Below are 23,514 nucleotides of genomic sequence, written 5' to 3'. Positions count from 1 at the left end.
TCTTTGGTCTTAAAAGAACCGCTTTGACTAGATTGGCTTATCCAGCGGTCTAAAGCAGAAGGTGTCAAATCGTATTGCTTGACCAACTGACTGCGTGATTTTCTCTGCTAATCAAGTTTAATCATTTATGCTTTGAAATCAATACTAAAAGTGCTTCGTGCGCGTTTTAATTGATTCATCGTTTTTTTCTTTTTAGTTGTTAAGTTTACCTTACCCCCTAAAAAAGTTGTATGAATTAGTGTAGCCTATCTAACACTCAATGGCACTGATTTAGATTTACGTTTGCATGAAAGAAACATCACAGAAATAGATTTAACAGGTGTATGTACCGACATCTGTATTTATATACAGCAGTTGATGCTTATAACTTTAATTATAAAATAGTAATTTATCAACATGCCGTTGCACGTTTTGATCCCACAGGATACTACTGGGTTTTAAAACATTTTCAAAATAATTTAGAAACCGGCATAATCCAATTATTCAGATTAGTTCATAAATGATGATAATAAACAAACAGCCAGATTATTTAGATATAAAAAAACCTCACCAATGTGAGGTTTAATTCACCTTACCATAAAGTAAGGATTTTTGGTGGGTCGTGAGCGATTCGAACGCTCGACCAACGGATTAAAAGTCCGCTGCTCTACCGACTGAGCTAACGACCCTTTGGCTCCCCGACCAGGGCTCGAACCTGGGACCTGCGGATTAACAGTCCGTCGCTCTACCGACTGAGCTATCAGGGAAAGGAAGAGCGCATTATAGAGACCGTTATTCAGTTCGTCAAGCGTTTTCAGCTACTCTATCTCTAAAATAGGCTATAAATAATGCAAACCTTTGGTAATCTTATATATTTAATTGCAATGATTGCTTTGGCTCGATTAATTGCATTTTTAAATATATTTCATTTGTTTTATTTTCTATTCCCCCCCTCTATTTTGTCTCAAATCTAGTGTAATGTTGCTCCGTTTTATGCGTATCAAGAGGATAGCGTATAGATTTATTCGGTCTTACCGCATACTTCTTGATAACTATAAAAATGAGTAATAGTCAAGACAACTTAGACAATAAAAATTTTGTTTTGCTGTTTAAGGTAGAGAGCAATTGCTACCGTGCTTCTTTCTAAGATGATTGATGAGTTATTTCTTATTTTCTTTGTGCAATTTTTTTTGCGTCCATGTGCAAATTTCTGCACCGTCTCCAGTATAAATTGATTGAATTCATTATTAATTTATTATTAATAATCAATATATTACATTTTTATTTTTATGAATCAAATATGGTATACGAATTGCAATAGCAAAGTAGCTATGCTTAAGCATAGATGAATATTTAACGTGCAACAAGGAGTCGTTGATGCAAAAAAAATTAATCACTACCGATAAAATCGGGGATTTTCTTAAAGACGGTATGACGATTATGTATGGCGGTTTTATGGGGTGTGGTACGCCGTCAAAGATTGTTAATGCGATTCTGGAATCGGGTATTAAGGACATAACGCTTATCGGTAATGATACAGCTTTTGTAGATACTGGCGTAGGTCCTCTGATTAGTAATAATCAAGTAAAAAAAGTTATTACTTCCCATATCGGCACCAATCGTGAAACAGGCAGAAAAATGATTGCGGGTGAGATTGAGGTTGAACTGGTGCCTCAGGGTACGCTGGCTGAACGGATTCGTTGCGGTGGTGCCGGATTGGGTGGTGTTTTAACACCTACTGGTATCGGTACGATTGTTGCTGAAGGCAAGGAAATCTTATTGGTTAATGGTCGCGAGTACTTGCTTGAGCTGCCACTGCGGGCTGATTTGGCCATTATACATGCTCATCAGGCTGATTATAACGGTAATCTGGTTTATCAATATGCTGCGCGTAATTTCAATCCTTTGATTGCTACTGCTGCCGATACGGTGATTGCTCAGGTTGATGAGCTGGTAGAAGTTGGTCAGATTCATCCGGATGCTGTGATGACACCAGCAGCATTAGTTGATTTTATGGTTAGCACTAACGATTAAGGGAAATGACAATGGATAAAAAAGAATTAATTGCTCGCCGTGTTGCGCAGGAATTACGCGATGGTGATGTTGTTAATCTGGGGATTGGTTTGCCAACTCAGGTAGTTAACTATTTACCTGAAGGTGTCAATATTACTCTGCAATCAGAAAATGGCTTTCTGGGTTTGGGGCCGAAAACAGTTGACGAACCAAATATTGTCAATGCGGGCGGACAGCCCTGTGGTGTTGTTCCCGGTGCAGCGATGTTTGATAGTGCATTTTCTTTTACGCTGATTCGTGGCGGGCACGTGGATGCTTGCGTACTCGGGGGACTGGAAGTTGATCAGCATGCCAATCTGGCAAACTGGATGGTACCGGGCAAAATGGTGCCGGGTATGGGTGGCGCAATGGATCTGGTTACTGGGGCAAAAAAGGTGATTATTGCCATGGAACATTGTACTAAAACTGGTGAACCTAAGATCTTACCTGAATGTAGTTTACCGCTTACAGCTAAAGGCAAGGTAAGTATGGTTATTACTGAGCTGGCAGTATTTGAATTCAGAAATGGGCAGCTGTATTTGATTGAAACGGCTGAAGGAGTGGATGTTGATACGGTAAAAGCGCATACCACAGCAGAATTTATTGTCGCCGATGATTTGCGAACTATGTCCATTACTACAGGAGAACAGACTTTATGATTTCACGTTTGTCCAGACATACTACTAATCTGGTGAGTAAATACCTGCCTGATCCTTTGATTTTTGCCTTATTGCTTACCTTTATCATTTTTTTTATGGCCTGGGGATTAACGGATTCACAACCGCTAGGTCTGGTGAAAATGTGGGGGGATGGATTCTGGAATTTATTGGCCTTTGGCATGCAAATGGCGCTGATTGTGGTTACCGGTCATGCTTTAGCCAGCTCACCACCCGTTAAATCTGTTCTGGTTTCTATTGCCTCACTAGCCAAGACTCCTACTCAGGCAGCGATGCTGGTTACCTTTGTGGGTTCTATTGCCTGTATTCTAAACTGGGGATTCGGGCTGGTTGTGGGTGCGATGCTGGCCAAGGAAGTTGCCAGACAAGTTAAGAATGTTGATTATGGATTGCTGATTGCCTGCGCTTATATTGCTTTCATGACATGGGGTGGTGGTTTGTCTGGTTCAATGCCTTTAATGGCTGCAACTCCCGGCAATCCGGTTGCACACCTGATGGTTTCTGATTCCAATCCACAGGGAATTATTCCGATTTCACAGACAATGTTTTCCGCCAGTAATATTTTTATTACAGGCATGCTGATCATCTGCTTACCTCTTCTCGTGCGTTTTATGGTTAGAACTGACGGTAAGGTAAATGTGGTTAATCCTGAGTTACTGGCACCAGAACCTGATTTTCAGCGCAAACTTGACCGGGAAACGGCCACTATAGCTGAAAAGCTGGAAGAAAGTAAATTGCTTTCTTTATTGGTGGGGGTACTGGGTATTAGTTATCTGCTGATTTATTTTTATCACAGTGGTTTTAATATCACGATTAATACTGTTAATCTGATTTTTCTGACTGCTGGTGTGTTATTGCACCGTACGCCTATGGCCTATATGCGTGCTGTATCCAATGCAGCCAGAAGCACAGCCGGTATTATTATTCAATTTCCGTTCTATGCGGGCATTCAGTTAATGATGGAACATTCCGGTCTGGGTGGCTTAATTACTGAATTCTTTATCAACATTGCCAGCAAAGATACTTTCCCTATCTGGACATTCTTCAGCTCCGGCATTATCAACTTTGCCGTACCTTCAGGTGGCGGTCATTGGGTTATTCAAGGTCCATTCGTCATTCCTGCTGCGCAGGCTCTGGGCGCTGATTTAGGTAAATCCACTATGGCAATTGCCTATGGTGAACAATGGATGAATATGTTGCAGCCATTCTGGGCATTACCTGCACTGGCCATTGCTGGTCTCGGAGTACGGGACATTATGGGTTACTGTATGACGGCATTAATTTTCACTACGCCCATATTCCTGATTGGATTGTACTTTTTCTAGATAAAAAAGGAGTTTACGATGACAAAAACCGTAATAGTTAGTGCAGCTCGCACGGCCATTGGTAGTTTTAATGGTTCACTGGCCACAGTAAATGCGATTGATTTGGGCAAAACTGTTATTGATGAAGCATTGAAACGTGCTGCACTTGATGCCAGTTTGGTGAATGAAGTTATTATGGGTAATGTGCTACAGGCGGGGCTGGGACAGAATCCTGCCCGACAGGCCGCACTGGGCGCAGGTATTCCCAGCACCGTACCAGCATTTACCATTAATAAGGTATGTGGCAGTGGCCTGAAGTCAGTTGTACTGGCAACACAAAGTATTTTAGCAGGCGACAATGATGTTGTTGTGGCCGGTGGAATGGAAAACATGTCTCAGGCTCCCTATCTGCTTGGCAGCAAAGCACGCTGGGGGCTGAAAATGGGGAATGCGGAACTGTATGACACAATGGTGAATGATGGTTTAACCTGCGCTACCAACCATTATCATATGGGAATTACGGCGGAAAATATTGCCGAACAATATGCTATCAGCCGACAGGAACAGGATGAACTGGCATTGCGTTCACAGCAGCTAGCCACTCAGGCCATTAATAATGGTGAATTTGCAGAAGAAATTGTGCCTGTGACCATCAGTTCGCGTAAGGGCGATATTATCTTTAAACAGGATGAATATCCCAAAGCAGACACCAGTTTGGAAGGTCTGGCTAAACTTCGACCTGCCTTTAAAAAAGATGGCACCGTCACAGCTGGCAATTCCTCAGGCATTAATGATGGTGCGGCTGCCATAGTTCTGATGTCAGAAACCAAAGCCAAAGAATTGGGATTAAAACCACTGGCGTATATTCGCAGCTATGCATCTGGTGGTGTAGATCCCAGCGTAATGGGTCTGGGCCCGGTACCGGCAACCCGACTGGCTTTACAAAAGGCCGCACTGGAGCTATCTGATATTGATTTAATTGAGGCAAATGAAGCTTTCGCTGCCCAGTTTCTCGGGGTGGGACGTGAGCTGAATTTTGATATGGACAAAACCAATATACATGGTGGTGCCATTGCACTGGGTCACCCTATTGGTGCCAGCGGCGCACGTATTTTGGTTACCCTACTTTATTCCATGCTCCATCGTGATAAACAGCTGGGACTGGCAACATTGTGTATCGGTGGCGGACAAGGTACAACAGTCATTCTGGAACGCTGTTAACAATAACCAGATAATACTAATGGTTATATTTGGTTATCGGGTATGTTATTAAGTTAAGCAGTCGGGCAATATGGAATTCATCTGATATTGCCTGACTTGTTAAACTGAATAATTTACCCGATAATTCAAATTAATTTAGATGAATATTTCAGCTGATAGCTGGCCTGATACTGCAACACTAGTTTATTGATAATCATGGATATCTGAGCACTTATGCATGCCTTTTTACTTCAGCGCCTGTATCCAGACAGAATCAGTGCCCGTATTTTTTTGCTGGTAACACTTCTGTCCTGTTTTTCAATTTTTATTTGTGCAGTATTAATTGATAAAGAAGGACGTGAGCTACTCAGGCAGGAAAAAAGCCAAAAACTCTATGCTGTTACAAAAACATTAGATTTGCTTTTAGGGGATGCCTATCAGCACATTGATAAGAATTTACCCAAGGCACAGCAGATTGCACAACTTAATCAGTATCTGTCTCCCAGAGTTGAGCCGTTACTGAAAGATATGCCGAGTATTGCGGCCGGTTATTATCACAAACAGCTGGATGCGATTATAGTCTATGCGCCACAATCTGCGTACGGTGTAAATGTTGGCAAATCTATTGCTGCCACACACAAAGGGCGCAAAGTGATGCAAAGTGGCCTGCACATGATTGATATTGGTGAACAGGTTAGAGGCAATATCATGAATGCCATGATTCCTATTGTGCGCAATAACCAGATCCTTGGTTATATCTGGGCTAATGAAACATTGGATGATATTGAAAAACAAACATTTGTATTTGACAAGAGTGTTATAACCATCAGCTTAATTTGTATGCTAAGCTGTATCTGTATTGCATCTTTTTTATCCAGAAAGCTAAATACTGATGTTAATTTAATCAGACAAGGCTTGGAAAAACTGCCCTTTTCACTTGATTTGCGCCTGCCTGTTATTCGCGGAGAATTAAATGAAATTGTGAATGGAATCAACAATCTGGCTGAAAAGCTCAGAAAAACCAAAACCATGAACGAATTGATTCTGGAAAACACACTGGATGGCGTGATTACTGTAGATAATAATGGTTCCATAACCATGTTAAATCCGGCAGCAGAAAAAATAACCGGTTATCAGCTTGAACAAATACTGGGGCAACCTTATACAACCATAATCGATGATAAAAATTTTCAAAGCCCGTTATTGGATACCTTATACAATGGTATTGATCATATCGGGGTCGAGGTAGATTTTCCGGTTGCCGGACGAATCATTAGAATTTCTGCCAGTACCAGCCACCTAAAAAATCATCAAGGTCAAATAATTGGCGCAGTGGTTATTTTTAAAGATATCACTGAGCGAAAAGAAGTAGAAAAATTAATCCAGCAAACAGAACGTCTGGTTGCGCTGGGTGAATTGATGGCAGGCATTGCTCATGAAATCCGCAATCCATTGGCAGCAGTACGCGGTTTTGTCCAGTATTTGCAAAATGATGTCTCACGCACGGAACAAAATGAATATATTGACATTATTCTGAAAGAAGTTGATTCCATCAATCTGGTCATCCAGCAACTGCTGGATTTCTCAGTGCCCTCTAAAAACTATTATGTTTCTGTGCAGTTAAATACTTTGATTGAAGAAGTACTGGTATTGATTAACTCATCACACCGATCAAATAACATCAACCTAACTCTTACTTTAACCAATCCGTTACCATCGCTGTATCTGGATAAAGAATTAATCAAACAGGCATTATTGAATTTATTAATTAATGCTATTCAGGCAATCAAAGATCACGGTGATATTGAAATATCTACATTATTGTCTGAAAACCAGAAGTATCAATTGATTCGGATAAAAGATAACGGTGAAGGTATAAAAAAAGAATTGATGGATAAAATCTTTATGCCGTTTTTTACAACCAAAATTTCTGGTACAGGCCTTGGGCTGGCTATGGTACAGAAAATAGTTTCTTCTCATAAAGGAAAAATCAGCATTAAAAATAATGAGAACAGCAGTGGTGTTACTGTTGAAGTAGCACTTCCCATTAACTGATACAAGATAATCTGTAATTTATGTCGGAAAAAATCTTAATTGTCGAAGATGAACTGAATCTACGCAAATTATTGTCCATTTTTTTATCACAGGAACAGTATCATGTTATTACTGTTGATAATGCAGAAGATGCTATTAAAATATTAGCGCAGCAGCCTATTGACTTAGTTCTAATGGATAACCGCTTACCACAAATGACCGGACTGGAAGCGCTGAAACTAATTAAAGAGCTTCATCCGGAAATATTTATCATACTGATGACGGCTTATGCTGGCGTTGATACAGCTGTTGAAGCTTTAAAACTGGGGGCAATTGATTACATTGTTAAACCCTTTGATCTCAATGAGCTTAAAGCATTGGTAAAGCGTACCTTAGAATTAAGTAAGGCTAAAAAGCAAGGGATCGATTTATCTCCAAAAATCGAATTATCCAATTCTGATACTAAAAGGCATATCCTCACTAACAGCCCGAATATGATGGAACTGTGCCGCAATATCGCGAAAATATCACAAACCAGAACTACCGTATTAATCACGGGCGAAAGCGGTACCGGTAAGGAATTAGTCGCAAAAACCATTCATTACTATAGTACGCGTTCAACCGGCCCTTTTATCAAAGTCAATTGTGGTGCATTACCGGAAACCTTACTGGAAAGTACACTATTTGGACATGAAAAAGGATCATTTACAGGTGCTTACCAACGCCAGATCGGCTTATTTGAACGTGCGCATCAGGGCACACTTTTTCTGGATGAAGTAGCAGAAATGTCGACTAACCTACAGGTAAAACTTCTGCGGGTAATTCAGGAAAGAGAATTTGAACCAATCGGTGGTACCAGATTAATCAAAACTGACTTTAGACTAATTGCAGCCACTAATCGTAGCCTACCGGATATGATCAGCAGTGGTGAATTTCGCGAAGATTTATTTTACCGGCTTAATGTAATGGAATTAAGCCTACCACCTTTACGCGACAGAAAAAATGATGTCATGCTGCTGGCTCGCTACTTTGCCAATCAGTTTTGTCATGAAAACAATAAGGAATTACTTGACTTTACCATCAGTGCAGTAGAGGTACTCAACCAATATCCATGGCCGGGCAATGTACGCGAATTATCCAATGCCATTGAACATGCGGTAGTGATGTCTAATGGTCTGTTTATTTATCCGCAAGATCTTCCAGCGCATATTATTGCCCATAAAAAAACGCCTGATTTTAATCCCGATTTTGGTGAAGATGAGCAATCCAGTGCCACCTTAAAGGAAAAAGTTAAGATTTATGAAAAGGAACTCATTATCAATGAATTAAAACTAAACCGTGGGCATCGAGAAAATACCGCCCGTTCACTAGGCATTAGTAAAAGAACGTTGCTATATAAAATGCAGGAATACGAGATTGCAGAAACCATTAATTAAACGTGATAAAACCAACGATATGGAGGCATTCTTAACGATCTGATGCTGGATGACAGATATAGCATTCCAGCCTAGTTATTCCGGCAGCCAGAAATAAACCCAAGCTTCACCATGTTGACGCACATACAATTTCCAAGCCTCCAAATCCGAACTTGGTATTGTATGTACGCATTCAGCTAAAAAAACATAACTGGGTCACAAACACCACTTCGTAACTTATTTAAAATGACTCATAAGCATAATCAACGATCAACGGTGCATGATCGGAAAATTTTTCATCCTTATAAATAGCTGCGGTTTGCGCACAAGCGGCAAGATTTGGCGTTGCCAGCTGGTAATCAATACGCCAGCCCACATCTTTTGCATAAGCTTGTCCACGATTACTCCACCATGTATAGCCGGGTATTTCTGGATACAGAGTACGCCAGATATCCACCCAGCCCAGCTCGTCAATTACTCGACTAAGCCACTGTCGTTCTTCGGGCAGAAAACCAGAATTTTTTAAATTACCACGCCAGTTTTTTAAATCAATATTCTGATGCGCAATATTCCAGTCACCACAAATTACAATATCGCGTTGCATTGCTTGTAATTCACGTAGCACCGGTAGAAATTTATCCAGAAAACTAAACTTAGCCTGCTGCCGCTCCTCCGAACTGCTGCCCGATGGCAAATACAATGAAATAACCGTCAATTTGCCAAAATCAGCGCGTACATAGCGCCCTTCATGGTCAAAATCTTCCCAGCCTAGCCCAATCTGAATAGCATCGGGCTTTCGCTTACTATATATGGCCACACCACTGTAACCACGTTTAACTGCGGTATGCCACACACCATACATGCCCAATGGATGCTTCATCTCCTCGGTCATATCAGCTTCCTGAGCTTTTAACTCCTGTACACACACAATATCAGCCTGTGCCTGTGCCAGATAATCAATAAAACCCTTACTGGTGGCTGAACGTATACCGTTTACATTGGCAGAGATAATGCGCATCCGCATGTCCTTTCGTTTAATGCTAAAATTTAAAGTTCAATTTCTTCAATACTTCATTTTATCATCAAGGATTACTATGTCTGATTTTCGTCAGGACTTTCTCCACTTTGCCCTGCAACAGAATGTTTTAAAGTTTGGTCAGTTCACCACTAAGGCCGGCAGACAATCGCCCTATTTCTTTAATGCCGGTTTGTTTAACGATGGCTACAGCATTCTGCAACTGGCTCGCTTCTATGCCCGCTCCATTCTGGCTAGCAATATAGAATTTGATATGCTGTTCGGACCTGCCTACAAAGGCATTATATTGGCCGCCGCCACTGCAATGATGCTGGCAGAGGAAGGACATAATGTACCATATGCCTATAACCGCAAAGAGGCAAAAGACCATGGTGAAGGTGGCGTTCTGGTGGGTGCGCCATTACAGGGACGCGTACTCATTATTGATGACGTCATTTCAGCCGGTACTTCAGTACGCGAATCAGTAGCCATTATTCAGCGTGAAGGTGCACTTACTGCTGGTGTGGCTATTGCACTTGATCGCATGGAAAAAGGTCAGGGAACACAATCAGCCGTACAGGAAGTACAACAGCAGTATCATATACCCGTAACAGCAATTGCCACACTGGAGGATTTACTGCGCTTGCTGGAAAATGATCCAACACTGGCCAGCTACCATCAACCAGTAGCAGCTTATCGCCAACAATATGGTGTGTAAAGTTTGTCTGGTTCTGGCAAAAAAGATTGCTTTAACGGTTCAGGTAATCTTATGTTTATAAATTGATTATCTTTACTGCGTATCTACCAGATGAATGTTGAACAGTTACTCAATCATTATGGCTATCTGGCCATCTTTATTGGCAGTATTCTGGAAGGCGAGACCATTCTCACGCTGGCTGGTTTTTTTGTACACAAAGGCTATCTGTTATTTGTACCATCCATTTTGTGTGCTACTGCTGGCGGCATGATTGGTGATCAAGTGTGCTTTTTACTTGGCCGTTATTATGGCACGCGTTTGTTGCAACACTTTCCCAAACTGGATCCGCTGGTAGAAAAAACCAATCGTTTATTGAGCAAGCACAGCTCAATTATTATTATTGGCGTGCGCTTTATGTATGGTCTACGCATTGCTGGCCCCATCGCTATCGGTATGAGCAAAGTATCCTTTTCCCGTTTCCTCTTACTGAATGCACTGGGCGCGTTATTCTGGGCAACCATCATCGTTAGTTTTGGCTATTTGTTCGGTCAATCAGCACAATGGTTATTTACACAATTTCAACAGTATACAAAATTGCTTTTTGCCCTTATTTTACTGATCGCTGTAATCGTTCTTTCCATATACTGGTATAGCAAACAACGCCGTAATAAATAAAGCAGAAAGCTGATTCTGATTCATATCAGCGATAAGTAAACTGCCCCTATCTATATCAATGTTTGAGTAAATAGGAAAATATTTTCCACTAAACAGACAACTTAATCACAGCCTGATCTGTTTTATCCAGCCAATCAAAAACAATAAACCCCGCTGTGGCGGGGTTTATTGTTTTTCTAAAATCAGCTAACACTACCTGATCAGAAAGTATGTTTCAAACCAACACCAAAGGCAGTGGTTTTGTTTTTACCTTTGCTTTGATTCAGTTCATCGTAGCCATTTCCTTCGCGCAGCCAGCCTGCCTGAATATTAGCAGTAGTATGTTTAGAGAAGTCGTAATCTGCACCTAATACAACCTGATCATATTTGGTGTTTTTCTCTTTGCTACCATTAATTTTTACATCCCAGCCATGAGCATAGGAGATTTTCGGGAAAACATTATTGAAGTGGTAGCCAAGGGTCAAAACAGCTTCCTGTCCCCGGTTATCCCAAGTCACATTATGATCACCAATATTCATAGTGTTTAAATTACCCTCTCCGCCCACGGGAATTGATACGCCTTTCAATCCACGGAAATAGGAGCTGGTATTTTTGCTATATTGATAACCCACACCTACAAACAGATCATTGGCATCATAGCCACCTTCAAGACGATGCACCTGACCATCTTTAAGTTTGGTGTGACCAGATTCAGAAATCATGGCCGCTGAATTTTTCAGGAAGTTAAAGCCGTATTTTGCAAAATAACCGGCATTATGGTAATTCAGACCCACGCTATACTTATCGCCAGCGCCCATACCGTAATCATACTCACTGTTACGATTGCCACCATTTACATTATCACGTGGAGAGTACAGCGCATTGAATTTGAAACCGGCCCATTCTGGTGAATCATAGGCAATACCTACGTAACGCTCACCAGTGCGGGTAAATTTGCCCAGACCTAAAACTTCATTGTTGTATTCCCATGGGTCAACAACGTCCATATTGGCTTTCATGGCATTGCTGATACGACCCGCACGAACTGTACCAAAATCAGTTTGTAAACCGATAAAAGAGTCACGGTTAGCCCAGCCATCAGCTTTACCATTACTATTACCTAAATGAATGGCAGATTCTACCTGCCAGATAGCTTTCAGACCGTTACCCAAATCTTCAGAACCTTTAAAGCCAATCCGTGAACCATAGTCAGCAATCCCATTCTGGTATGGGCCGCGGCTATCGCCACTGGTTTTAGTAGAAGATACTTCATAGCCTGCTTTCATTTGGCCGTACAATACAACCTCTGCCATAGCAGCAACTGGCAAAGTAGTCAAAGCCAAAGCAATCAGGGTTTTTTTCATTACTGTATTCCTAGTTTTAACGTCAAAAATACAAACTTCAAAAACCAAATGAAGAGCTTTTGAAGTTTTACATCAATCGCCATCATGACGAGTGTGCGGAATATACTGGTGAGATTATAAAAAAGCAAACTACGGATTCTGCATATCCGATTGGCGTAGTTTCTTTGATTAAAGAATAGGTTAAATATATATTAGAAATGTATTCAAATCACGATGAACGCTACTGGTTCTATTGTTAAGCTGACTTTTTGCTACAGCATTTTCACATTACTTACTATTAGAAATACTTTTTTATATATTGGCAAAATATTATTTAGAAAGGTCTTATACAACACCGCCAGAACAACGATGCATATAGAAAACAAAATTTTTTATGCAATTTTTGTGAAAGTATTTATCCGTATTCCTTAAAACCATGTTCAGGCTATGATTACAGATGCAGTTTATCAAATTGCCCATCTATATGATTTTCAGCTATCAATATAATACGTTAATTATCCAATATCAATTAGATACAATTATTAGATAAGTAGACAGCTTACCTTACTTAGCACTTCCGGTACTGTTTTTCAAGGATTGCAACTAAAATAATTGTCCACATGGATAAAATTTGTCCTTTGATTTTTATAATAGCTGATATGTTTATCAGTAGTAATAATTATGCTTATATTGCCATATGCAATTCATTTGTATTAAGGTTTTTATTAATATAGTTCGACGATGCTTATAAAATAAGTTAATCCCTGATGAAAAACAGATTACACTGTTCCTCAATCAGGGATTAAGTTCAACTATTAATTAGTAAGGATTAAATACTAATTAGAAAGTGTGTTTCAGACCAACACCAAAGGCAGTGGTTTTGATTTTACCAGCGTCTTCGCCTAAGCCTTCACGCAACCAACCAGCTTGTACGTTAGCAGTAGTGCGTTTAGAGAAGTCATAGTCAGCACCTAACACGATTTGATCGTATTTGGTATTTTTCTCTTTGGTACCATTAATTTTCACATCCCAGCCATGAGCATAAGAGATTTTCGGGAAAACATTACCAAAGTGGTAGCCAACAGTCAGAGCAGCTTCCTGACCTTGGTTATCCAAAGTCACGCTGTGATCACCCACGCCTGCATCACCAAAATCACTTAAAAAATCATTTACTGCTCTGTTATAAGAAGAAGTATTTTTAGTGTACTGATATCCAACACCTACAAATAGGTTATTAGCATCATAGCCACCTTCAACACGGTGTACCTGACCGTCTTTAAGATCCTTGGTTAATACACCAAGTTTATTTACATCATACTTAACCGCAGAGTTTTTCAGGTAGTCAAAACCATATTTAGCATAGAAACCAGAGTTCTTATAGTTCAGACCAAGGCTGTATTTGTCACCAGATCCGATACCGCGGTCGTATTCACCTGTACGATCACCACCGTTTACGTTATCACGTGGAGAGTACAGCACATTAAAATTGAAGCCAGCCCATTCTGGAGAATCGTAAGCAATACCTACATAGCGAGCATCGGTACGGGTGAATTTGCCCAGACCCAATGCATCACTGCTATATTCCCAAGCATCAACAACGTCCATATTAGCATTGATAGCATTGCTGATACGGCCGGCACGTACGGTACCGAATTTGTCATGCTGCAAACCGATGAATGAATCACGGTTAGCCCAGCCATCAGATCCACCATTGCTGTGACCCAAATGAATGCGAGATTCTACCTGCCAGATAGCTTTCAGGCCATTACCTAAGTCTTCAGAACCTTTGAAACCAATACGAGAACCGTAATCAGCGATACCGTTTAAGTATGGATCGCGATCTTCACCAGTAACTTTTGATGAATTAACTTCATAGCCTGCTTTCATTTGGCCATATAAAACAACCTCAGCCATAGCGGCAACCGGCAAAGTGGTCAAAGCCAAAGCAATCAGGGTTTTTTTCATTGCTGTATTCCTTTTCTATGTCGAAAAAACAAACTTCAAAAACCTAATGAAGAGCTTTTAAAGTTTTGCATTAATCGCCGCATTAGCGATTTCATGGCTGTCAATATAATGCTTTAGTTGCAAAAAAACAAATTCATTTGCAAACACACAACACTTTTGACAAATCACGTTGCAGCAAATAATAGCTAAAATATAACATTAACCAACAAATTCAATATTTTATATTACAGATATCACAATAAAATAAAATATTTCCCATATTTAAAAGTGTTGTAGTTTTTCAACACAATAACTGAATTAAATAATTTTGCTCAGTAGTTACGCAGCAAAATGGTAGCTACACTACAATGATGCAAGGTGCAATGCATAATTATGTATCTTATTGCAAAGCCGATACTATTTTGCAGGCTACAGCGTAATTTGTAAATATCCTCGTTTATGCAGTAGTCTGCCTGTATCAGCGATAAAAACGTTACTCATACAGGCAATTAGGCGATGAATTAACATTTCGTTGAATAAAATATATCTATTTATATTCGGGTTTCAACTTGTTGTAGTGCTGCTGGTGCCGCTATTGCATCATCCGGCTGGTTAAATACTTTATCTTTGCGCCGCAATTTAGGCTGCTCTGGCACAACTGCTGTATCTTCATTGATTGATACCGCTTTATCCATGCTGGTCTCAACTAATATCAGCCCACCTTGTTCGGCTATATGGCATAAGTTAGTATCTACTGTTGTATTCGTTGTTACTGATTCTAGCTGAGTGGCAACCGCAGGTTCAGTTTGTGCCGTCGTTTCGGCACCAATAACAATAGATTTGTCACCAGTCGATATCTGCTGATCGCACGCCAACTGAGCAAGAATGCGGGTTATCGTCTGCTGTGCCTGTACTACTGCTTGCGGAACTATGTCGTTATTAGGAGCTTCATGTAACTGGGCAGTATCAATGCTGTTGTTGTGCTGTACAGGATTGAACACATGCTCAGTAGTCTGCTGTACTTGCATTACGATTGCATGAATATCAATATTGCGAATGATTTTTCTGGCCGCTATGATGTAGCTGCGCTTTTTCTTACCATTCTGGCGACGGCTGTTCTTATCATGTCGTGTTTGATGGCGCTCATTTTTAGCATCACCACCAGACAGAGTAATGATCAGTGGATCATCAGCCTGAACTTCGTCAATCGAATCAGTTAGGTTTACTTGTTGTGCTGGTACTTCATTTTTGCCTGATACCCGTTGACGGCGACGACGTGTAGTATTTTGCTCCTGCTTAAAGTCATTCTGTGTCTTACTGGTATCGTTTGTAGTACTCGTTTGTGCAGCTGTACACTTATCGGCATGTTTTTCTTCGCGTCGGTTACGATGCTCATTTACCGGCCGAATTGGCACTGCGGTATCAGCTACTGTTTTACTTTCGGTAGTAATGTCGCCTTTTTTAACAGAATCAGTATTTTTAGCTGGGCGGTTAGTACGTGACTGGCGTCGTTCGTGTGGCTGGTTTTTCTGATTTTTTTTCTGTTGTGCAGTTTTCACTGTTTTTTCCGGAATGGCACTGCTTTGCACAACAGATTCGTTAGTTTTACCACTTAACAGCTTACCCAACCAACCAGACAGTTTTTTCCACATACTGGGCACTGCTTCGGTTTTATCTGTAGACGTTTTCTCAATCACAGGAGCTGGTTGGGTATGATGAATACCTTTAACTGCTGCTTCGGGTCTGACAGGCTTGTTCTGGCCAATAGAAAATGGCAGCTCACCCATATTTTCAGGTTCCTGCACCTGATGGTAGCTAGGAATGGTTTTTTCTTCTACGTTATCTGTGCGTACTCGGGTAACGCTGTAATGTGGATTTTCCAGATGAATATTTGGAATCAGCAATACACATACATCCAGCCGCTCCTCCAGTCCGAACAACTCAGCACGTTTTTCATTCAGTAGAAAAGTAGCAACATCTACCGGCACTTGCACCCGCACTTCAGCAGTATTATCTTTCATCGATTCTTCCTGAATGATGCGCAGGATATGTAATGCTGTTGACTCAATGCTGCGAATAAAGCCGGTGCCCGCACAGCGCGGACAGATAGTATGGCTGCTTTCTCCGAGAGATGGTTTCAGGCGCTGCCTTGATAATTCCATTAAGCCGAAGCGGGACAGTTTAGCCATTTGTACCCGCGCGCGGTCTTTTTTCAATGCCTCACGCAAAGTGGTTTCAACATCACGCTGGTTTTTGCTGTTCTCCATATCAATGAAGTCAATAACCACCAGTCCACCCAGATCTCGTACACGCATCTGCCGTGCAACCTCTTCAGCAGCCTCCATGTTGGTTTTGAATGCTGTATCTTCGATATCTGCTCCGCGTGTTGCCCGAGCTGAGTTAACATCAATAGATACCAGTGCTTCGGTATGATCGATAACAATAGCACCACCAGATGGCAAGGCAACTTCACGAGAAAAGGCAGACTCAATCTGCTGCTCTATCTGAAAACGGGAAAAAAGAGGGGTATGGTCAGTATAATGCCGTAAGCGATTGAGATAGGCCGGCATAACATAAGACATAAATTCTCGAATCTGATCATAAACTTCCTGCGAATCGATCAGAATTTCTCCGATATCCGGCTGGAAATAGTCACGGATAGCCCGGATTAGCAGTGAGCTTTCCATAAACAGCAGATACGGTTCATTATGCTGCTGTGCAGCCTGCTCAATTGCACGCCATAGCTGCACCAGATAATTCAGATCCCATTGCAATTCTTCTGTACTGCGTCCAATACCCGCAGTACGTGCAATCAAGCTCATGCCGCGCGGGGTATCAAGCTCACTCATTGCCTGTTTGAGTTCCTGCCGATCTTCGCCTTCAATACGGCGGGAAACACCACCACCACGTGGATTGTTTGGCATCAGTACCAAATAGCGCCCAGCCAGACTGATAAAAGTGGTTAGGGCTGCCCCCTTATTACCACGCTCATCCTTTTCTACCTGTACGATGACTTCTACGCCTTCTGACAGCACATCCTGAATGCGGACACGACCACCTTCGTAATTCTGAAAATAGCTGCGTGATATTTCTTTAAATGGCAAAAAACCATGGCGATCTGTGCCATAGTCAACAAAACACGCTTCCAGTGAAGGTTCGATGCGGGTAATAATACCTTTGTAGATATTTCCTTTACGCTGTTCTTTACCCAGCGTTTCGATGTCCAAATCAAGCAGACTTTGTCCATCCACAATTGCCACGCGCAATTCTTCTGCCTGCGTGGCATTGAATAACATTCGTTTCATGAAAACCTCGTTATGCGCACTGACGAGGCGTTGTAATTAGTATTTGACACCCGCAGCCTTGCCAGATTGAATTGTTCACGGCAAATTAAGCAGGCTTTCATCATAAAGAAGGTATAAAGATCATTTGCACTATCCAGCATCACAATGCATGCTAAACAGCGTGTGCCCGATAGCCGCTAAAAACGGTCACAGCACTTAATTGGGGTAGCCATTCTTCTGTTATTCTGTCAGGTGCTTGGGCACAATTGCGGCTGCGTAATCTGGTTTTGTCTTGCCAGATCACGTCTGAAGCCGTGGCTTGCCACCTGATGGAGTCAAACTTAATCACTAACCCTTGTTATTGACGGCTGGTCAACAACATGGGGAAATACGCCTGCAACAGTGCGTTTTTCCAGTAAATACGTTAACATTTCATTATTTGCAGCCAAAATGCGCTTTCAGGCGCTTTTTTCGGCTCTGGGCAAAATACACCCTTTTCAGTTCAGTATTGTCTGCCACTATTGCTTTTGGCCAAGACATCTGATGACTTCTATTTATTTATAAAAGCTTACGGATTATAAGCAATATGACGGTTTTAAGCAAAGATTCAGTGCAGTTTTTATCTGTTTGCGCAGAAAGTGCCGGTCAACGACTGGATAATTATCTGATACGGGAGTTGAAAGGTGTGCCAAAAAGTCATATTCAGCGCATCATCCGTAGTGGAGAAGTACGCCTGAACAAAAAACGCTGTAAAGGAACAGACCGTATTGCTGCCAATGACCAGATTCGTTTACCACCTATTCGTGTTGCCTCTAGTCATACATCTGTGCCTACCTTAGCCATTCCTGCGCATGAATTTGCTATTGTGTATGAAGATGATGTATTACTGGTGATTAACAAGCCATCTGGTATCGCAGTTCATGGCGGCAGTGGTATTAGTTTTGGGGTCATTGAACAGTTACGTCGCGCCCGTCCTGAAGCACGTTATCTGGAACTGGTTCACCGGCTGGATAAAGACACCAGCGGTTTACTTATGATTGCCAAAAAACGCAGCGCTTTGGTCAAACTGCATGAGTCAATTCGCCAGAATCATCCGCATAAGGTATATCTGGCGTTGGCTGTCGGTATCTGGCCAGAAAAAGTACGTCAAGTTAAATGCCCACTGCTGAAATACACAGGTGCTCAGGGAGAAAAAATGGTACGCATTGCCAGTAATGCTCAGGAAGGACAACGAGCACATACGCAGTTTCGGGTATTACAACATTATGCCGGTGATCAGTTACACGCGGTAGGTATAAAAGCATTAACTCTGATGGAGGCTACGCTGAAAACAGGTCGCACCCACCAGATACGTGTGCACATGCAATCACAATTATGCCCGATTGCCGGTGATGAACGGTATGGTGATTACCAGATAAACAGACGCTTGCATAAAATCGGTTTAAAAAGAATGTTTTTACATGCAGCAGAATTAACACTGGCACATCCGGTTAGTGGCGATATTCTACAACTTACTGCGCCTTTACCAGATGAATTGCAGCAGTTTCTGCATAATCTGCCCGTTGTTTCTGGCCAATCATCACAGCAAAGTTAAAACTGAATTTAATTATGCCTAAAATGATTGTTGCTGTAGCCATTGTTTGAGTTGTGCGCCACATTTATCATGACGCAGACTATATTCAATAAAGGTTTTCATATAGCCTAATTTGTCGCCACAATCATGTGAATAGCCCTGAATTAAAAAAGCATCTACAGCTTCCTGTTGCATTAGTGCTGCAATGGCATCTGTTAGCTGAATCTCACCACCTGCACCCGGCAATGTTTTCTCCAGCAAAGGCCAGATACTGGCTGAAAGTACATAGCGACCAACGACTGCCATATCAGATGGTGCCTGTTCCAGTGCTGGTTTTTCAACAACAGCACTTATAGCAATACTGCTTCCGGCAGCAGCCTGCTGATTATGACAATCTACAATACCGTATTTATTGACTTCACTCATCGGCACGCGTTCAACCATAATCTGGCTATGGTGTGTTTTCTGGAACTGCTGCAACATTGCCGCCAGATTATCCGTAGCCAGATTACAGGCATTTTCATCTATCAATACATCTGGCAGCAAAACAGCAAATGGTTCATCACCAATCACTGAACGTGCGCACAGCATGGCATGACCCAAACCTTTAGCTTCGCTTTGACGCACCTGAATAATTTGCATTTCAGGGGGTAAAACAGTACGAATTTCAGTCAACAAAGCTGTTTTACCTTTATTTTGCAACTGTGTTTCCAGCTCAAATGAGGTATCAAAATGGTTTTCAATCGCCGTTTTAGAAGCATGGTTAACCAGAACAATTTCTTTAATACCTGCTGCCGCACACTCTTGCACGATATACTGAATGAGTGGTTTATCCGCCACCGTCAGCATTTCTTTAGGGATAGCTTTTGTTGCCGGCAACATACGTGTACCGAAACCGGCTACAGGGATAACTGCTTTCATTTAATTCTTTTCCGCTCCGATTAAGTGCTTATTCAAGCAACTATTATGGTTTAAATATAAATACGATAACAAAACAAATCTTGCCTCAACTCAGATAGATACAATACCAGACTCCGTTTGGCAGTGTATCTATTGATGATGAAAATTTTTGTTTTACATCAACACATAAACTTAACTTGCCTGCTTATTTGCCAGTCCGGCCAGCACTGCCAATACCTCTGCTACGGCTACCGCTCCCGGATCAGCCACGCCGGCCAGATTCTGTTGATTAACATACGATGAGCGCCCTGCTCCAGCCTTATGCATGGTAGCTGTTTTTTCTGCACCCTCTCTGGCTGCCAACGCCATAGCCTGAATACCCTGTTTCTGCCATGCATGCAATGCTGGCTGCAAAGCATCAATTAAGGTGCGATCTCCCATCTCTGCGCCACCATAATGCTTCATTTGCGCCAGCCCGTTTAACAAAGCTTCCACCAAGGTAGTGCCTGTCTGCAACTTCTGACCTGCTGCGGTAAAGAAAATTGACATCAATACACCGCTTGAACCACCCATCACAGTTGCCAGCCGTTCACCAACACACAGCAGCAACTGCGGTAAATCATTCAATGGTAACAGTCGTTGTGCCAGTTGCTGCGCAACAGCATGTGCACCATGCGCAAAAGTGCTTCCTGTATCACCATCACCGACTTTAGCATCCAGCGCATTCAGACGGCTTTCCAGCCCGATAAGTGTGTCCGTTATTGCAGTAATATAAGCGGCCACTTGAGCGTTTTCAGACGGGGTGTAATCTGGCTCTTTGGATACAGATTTACAGGCAAGTATTTTTAATGGCTTCAATGCTACTGGTTTCTGCCATCCTTGTGTTTCAACCGGAGCATTAAGTGCTTGTTCGAAGTAGTCATTCAGCTTGAGCAAGGACAGTGAAAAACCTTTCATATCCAGCGAGGTAACCAGCGGTGCAGGACCAATCAGCCAGTCAGTCTGCTTACTTATAGCAGAATGTGCCAATTCACGGGTGAGCAAAGCCATTTCCAAAGCTGAAACTCCACCCAGATTATTTATTAAAACGGCAAAACGTCCTGTCCCTGCCGACTGTTGCAATGTATTAACCAGCGTATCAATAAGTATTTTGCTATTTTGCGTATTCACTACAGAGGCTCCGGGTTCACCGTGAATACCCAGCCCCAGCTCTACTTGCCCTTCCTTAATACGTTTTTCTTCCAAATAGTCTGGCAAGTTACAAGTTTGCATGGCTACACCCAAACTCCATAGGTTGTCACATGCCTGCTGTGCCAGATTACGCACCTGAATTAATGATTTACCTTCTTCAGCAGCATAGCCAGCTATTTTGTGCACCAGCACCGTGCCAGCAATACCACGCGGTTGTCTGTTATCAGGCAGCGCAATATCGTCTGCAACAATAATCATTTCTACATTCAGACCATGGCTTTTTGCCTTTTCTGCTGCCAGCCCGAAATTTAGCCGATCTCCAGTATAATTTTTAACAATTAACAAACAGCCTTGCTCACCAGTCACCGCAACAATAGCATTAAATATTGCATCAACGCTGGGAGAAGCAAACAAATCTCCACATACAGCCGCAGTTAACATACCTTTGCCAACAAACCCCACATGTGCAGGCTCATGCCCAGAACCACCACCTGAAATAACGGCTACACGGCTTTTATCCCAGTCATTACGCATAACGATCCGTATTGCCGGATCAGTATCCAGCCTAACAAGATTGCCCTGACACGCAGAAATCACCAAACCCTCAACAGCTTCATTAACCAATTGTTTACGTTCATTAAAAAAGAATCTGGACATAATTTCCCAAAGTTATAATTAATAATTGACGAGCAGAATTAGTACTGAAAATAATGTACGTATTCAATCCGAGTAAATGATCCAATCTTCAGGCTGTCTGAATATCATGACACAGGCAGCCTGCTCTTCAATAGTCAACTCAGAATGCAAACGGCACCACAGATAAAATAAATTGTTCGCCTGCAAACAATATGTTATTTTACTTTCAGCTGTATGTTCACATCCGGCTAGAGTAATTGACTTGTACTAGCAAGAAGCAGCAACGCTATTATAATGTAGACACGAAAGTGGATAAAGTTTGGCCAAAAATTTCACGACAACAGCAGCTGCATCAATATAAAATTCAGATATAATTGAAAACATTTCTTATTTACTGATTAAATGCAACTTGGCAGATTTGTTTGATAAATCAGTTAATGCTCAGATATCAATACTAAAACCAGAGAATAAAGCAGATGAAGATGAAAATTAAAGGATCGGGCTTAGCAGATGGCATTCCAGAAGAAAACAATAGCTGGGAACGCAATATGCTGGAAAAACTATTACTTGAAGTTTACCGTGAACAACGGCGCAATCGAATCTGGCGCTGGTTTTGGCGGTTGTTCTGGCTGTTCATTATTATCATTGTCATTACTTCTTTAGGAAGTGCAAAACCAAGTGGCGCACACACTGCTGTTATAGACTTGGATGGTGTGATTAGCAGCGACAATAATCAGGCAGATTTATTGCGTAAGAGCCTGAAAGAGGCTTATAAAAACAGTGACGTCAAGGGTATTATTATTCGTGCCAACAGCCCTGGGGGATCACCGGTCATCTCCAGTATTGCTTATGAAGAAATCCGTCACCTGAAAGCTGAGCATCCACGCATACCCTTATATGTTGTTACTGAAGATATGTGCGCTTCCGGCTGCTATTACATTGCCAGTGCCGCCGATAAAATTTATGCAGATCCCTCCAGTCTTGTTGGCAGTATCGGGGTTATTGGCAGTAGCTTTGATTTTACCGGTCTGATAGACAAATTGGGCATTAAGCGCCGGGTTAAAATTGCCGGCATCAATAAAGACATGGGTGATCCGTTTGTACCAGAAACACCAGAACAGGCAGCAATCTGGCAACAAATGCTAAGCAGCATTCATCAGCAATTTATTCAGGCTGTACAGCAGGGACGCGGTAACCGTTTAAAAATTGCTGACAACCCGGACATCTTTAGCGGTCGTGCCTATACAGGTGAAGAGGCTAAAGCAGTTGGTTTAATAGATGACTTTGGCAATGTCTATACAGTTGCACGCAATGTCATCAAGGCACCGGAGCTGGTCGATTACACCGCTGAAACCGGCTGGAGTAAACGCTTAGGAAAAAGCATTGGTAGTACATTGCAGCAAAATATTCAGGGTATGACCAACAAACCATGGTAATTTCTGGTAATGACAACTATAACTAATCTACTTTTCTGACTATTAAACCCATTTATGTTTCTACAATTTGTTGGACAACAGAAATGGGTTTATTGTTCTATAGGCTAACATCACTTCTGGCAAAAAATGTAATATGCTTTTCTGTTGTTATTATTATTCAGTTGCACAAATTTATCAGAT

Annotated in this window: 16 protein-coding genes and 2 tRNA genes; 10 read left to right on the top strand and 8 right to left on the bottom strand. The window is 41.7% G+C overall.

From position 1 onward, the window contains the following. Positions 1–592: 592 nt before the first annotated feature. Both J6578_RS09275 and J6578_RS09270 read right to left on the bottom strand, forming a co-directional pair. Positions 593–668, bottom strand: a tRNA-Lys gene (locus tag J6578_RS09275). A gap of 2 nt (positions 669–670) precedes the next feature. Beyond that, positions 671–746 (bottom strand) — tRNA-Asn (locus J6578_RS09270). 610 nt (positions 747–1,356) lie between these two features. Here J6578_RS09270 and atoD point away from each other — a divergent pair. The 6 genes from atoD (at position 1,357) to J6578_RS09240 (ending at position 8,682) form a co-directional block, all read left to right on the top strand. Next, positions 1,357–2,013, top strand: coding sequence for an acetate CoA-transferase subunit alpha (gene atoD, locus J6578_RS09265; protein ID WP_287951433.1), 657 nt, complete (start codon positions 1,357–1,359; stop codon positions 2,011–2,013). An 11-nt stretch (positions 2,014–2,024) separates the two neighbouring features. After that, complete coding sequence (locus J6578_RS09260) at positions 2,025–2,690, top strand: 3-oxoacid CoA-transferase subunit B (RefSeq protein WP_287954473.1); 666 nt, start codon at positions 2,025–2,027, stop codon at positions 2,688–2,690. Further along, complete coding sequence (locus J6578_RS09255) at positions 2,687–4,033, top strand: TIGR00366 family protein (protein ID WP_239363481.1); 1,347 nt, start codon at positions 2,687–2,689, stop codon at positions 4,031–4,033. The genes J6578_RS09260 and J6578_RS09255 overlap by 4 nt, the downstream gene beginning before the upstream one ends. Positions 4,034–4,051: 18 nt before the next feature. Next, the gene (locus tag J6578_RS09250) at positions 4,052–5,233 is read left to right on the top strand and encodes an acetyl-CoA C-acetyltransferase (protein WP_287951435.1); all 1,182 of its coding nucleotides are present in this window, start codon (positions 4,052–4,054) and stop codon (positions 5,231–5,233) included. Between the two features lie 213 nt (positions 5,234–5,446). Continuing rightward, positions 5,447–7,267 carry a two-component system sensor histidine kinase AtoS gene (gene atoS, locus J6578_RS09245; RefSeq protein ID WP_287951437.1) on the top strand — a complete coding sequence of 607 codons (1,821 nt, stop codon included), beginning with the start codon at positions 5,447–5,449 and terminating at the stop codon, positions 7,265–7,267. Between the two features lie 20 nt (positions 7,268–7,287). Further along, complete coding sequence (locus J6578_RS09240; protein WP_239363483.1) at positions 7,288–8,682, top strand: sigma 54-interacting transcriptional regulator; 1,395 nt, start codon at positions 7,288–7,290, stop codon at positions 8,680–8,682. 220 nt (positions 8,683–8,902) lie between these two features. On the opposite strand, the gene J6578_RS09235 is transcribed toward J6578_RS09240, so the two are convergent. Then, positions 8,903–9,679, bottom strand: coding sequence for an exodeoxyribonuclease III (locus tag J6578_RS09235; protein ID WP_287954472.1), 777 nt, complete (start codon positions 9,677–9,679; stop codon positions 8,903–8,905). A 76-nt stretch (positions 9,680–9,755) separates the two neighbouring features. Here J6578_RS09235 and pyrE point away from each other — a divergent pair, with 76 nt between their 5' ends. Together pyrE and J6578_RS09225 are read left to right on the top strand one after the other, a co-directional pair. After that, complete coding sequence (pyrE, locus tag J6578_RS09230) at positions 9,756–10,394, top strand: orotate phosphoribosyltransferase (RefSeq protein WP_100139249.1); 639 nt, start codon at positions 9,756–9,758, stop codon at positions 10,392–10,394. A gap of 90 nt (positions 10,395–10,484) precedes the next feature. After that, positions 10,485–11,048: a DedA family protein gene (locus tag J6578_RS09225; RefSeq protein WP_093093083.1), complete on the top strand. Its 564-nt coding sequence runs from the start codon at positions 10,485–10,487 to the stop codon at positions 11,046–11,048. A 200-nt stretch (positions 11,049–11,248) separates the two neighbouring features. Here J6578_RS09225 and J6578_RS09220 read toward each other — a convergent pair whose 3' ends face one another. The 3 genes from J6578_RS09220 to J6578_RS09210 all read right to left on the bottom strand — a co-directional run bounded on the left by J6578_RS09220 (position 11,249) and on the right by J6578_RS09210 (position 17,619). Next, on the bottom strand, positions 11,249–12,391 hold the full coding sequence (locus tag J6578_RS09220) for a porin (RefSeq protein ID WP_093093081.1): 1,143 nt from the start codon (positions 12,389–12,391) through the stop codon (positions 11,249–11,251). Between the two features lie 819 nt (positions 12,392–13,210). Continuing rightward, entirely contained in the window at positions 13,211–14,335 is a 1,125-nt protein-coding gene (locus tag J6578_RS09215) for a porin (RefSeq protein ID WP_287954471.1), read from the bottom strand. Positions 14,336–14,865: 530 nt separating this feature from the next. Beyond that, positions 14,866–17,619, bottom strand: coding sequence for an Rne/Rng family ribonuclease (locus J6578_RS09210; protein WP_287954470.1), 2,754 nt, complete (start codon positions 17,617–17,619; stop codon positions 14,866–14,868). A gap of 565 nt (positions 17,620–18,184) precedes the next feature. Between J6578_RS09210 and J6578_RS09205 the strand changes: the two genes are divergently transcribed. Then, entirely contained in the window at positions 18,185–19,192 is a 1,008-nt protein-coding gene (locus tag J6578_RS09205; RefSeq protein ID WP_287954468.1) for an RluA family pseudouridine synthase, read from the top strand. Positions 19,193–19,210: 18 nt separating this feature from the next. Here the strand turns inward: J6578_RS09205 and galU are convergent, their stop codons facing one another. Both galU and J6578_RS09195 read right to left on the bottom strand, forming a co-directional pair. Continuing rightward, positions 19,211–20,092, bottom strand: a complete 882-nt coding sequence (galU, locus tag J6578_RS09200) for a UTP--glucose-1-phosphate uridylyltransferase GalU (protein ID WP_287954467.1) — start codon at positions 20,090–20,092, stop codon at positions 19,211–19,213. 171 nt (positions 20,093–20,263) lie between these two features. Further along, positions 20,264–21,919 carry a dihydroxyacetone kinase subunit DhaK gene (locus J6578_RS09195; RefSeq protein WP_287954465.1) on the bottom strand — a complete coding sequence of 552 codons (1,656 nt, stop codon included), beginning with the start codon at positions 21,917–21,919 and terminating at the stop codon, positions 20,264–20,266. A 455-nt stretch (positions 21,920–22,374) separates the two neighbouring features. Between J6578_RS09195 and J6578_RS09190 the strand changes: the two genes are divergently transcribed. Further along, the gene (locus J6578_RS09190; protein WP_287954463.1) at positions 22,375–23,334 is read left to right on the top strand and encodes a S49 family peptidase; all 960 of its coding nucleotides are present in this window, start codon (positions 22,375–22,377) and stop codon (positions 23,332–23,334) included. Positions 23,335–23,514: the final 180 nt, after the last annotated feature.

It is taken from the genome of Snodgrassella sp. (assembly GCF_024103505.1).
Lineage (GTDB): Bacteria > Pseudomonadota > Gammaproteobacteria > Burkholderiales > Neisseriaceae > Snodgrassella > Snodgrassella communis.
Note: the sequence above shows the minus strand (reverse complement) of the source record. Positions and strands in the feature narration are given on the sequence as shown.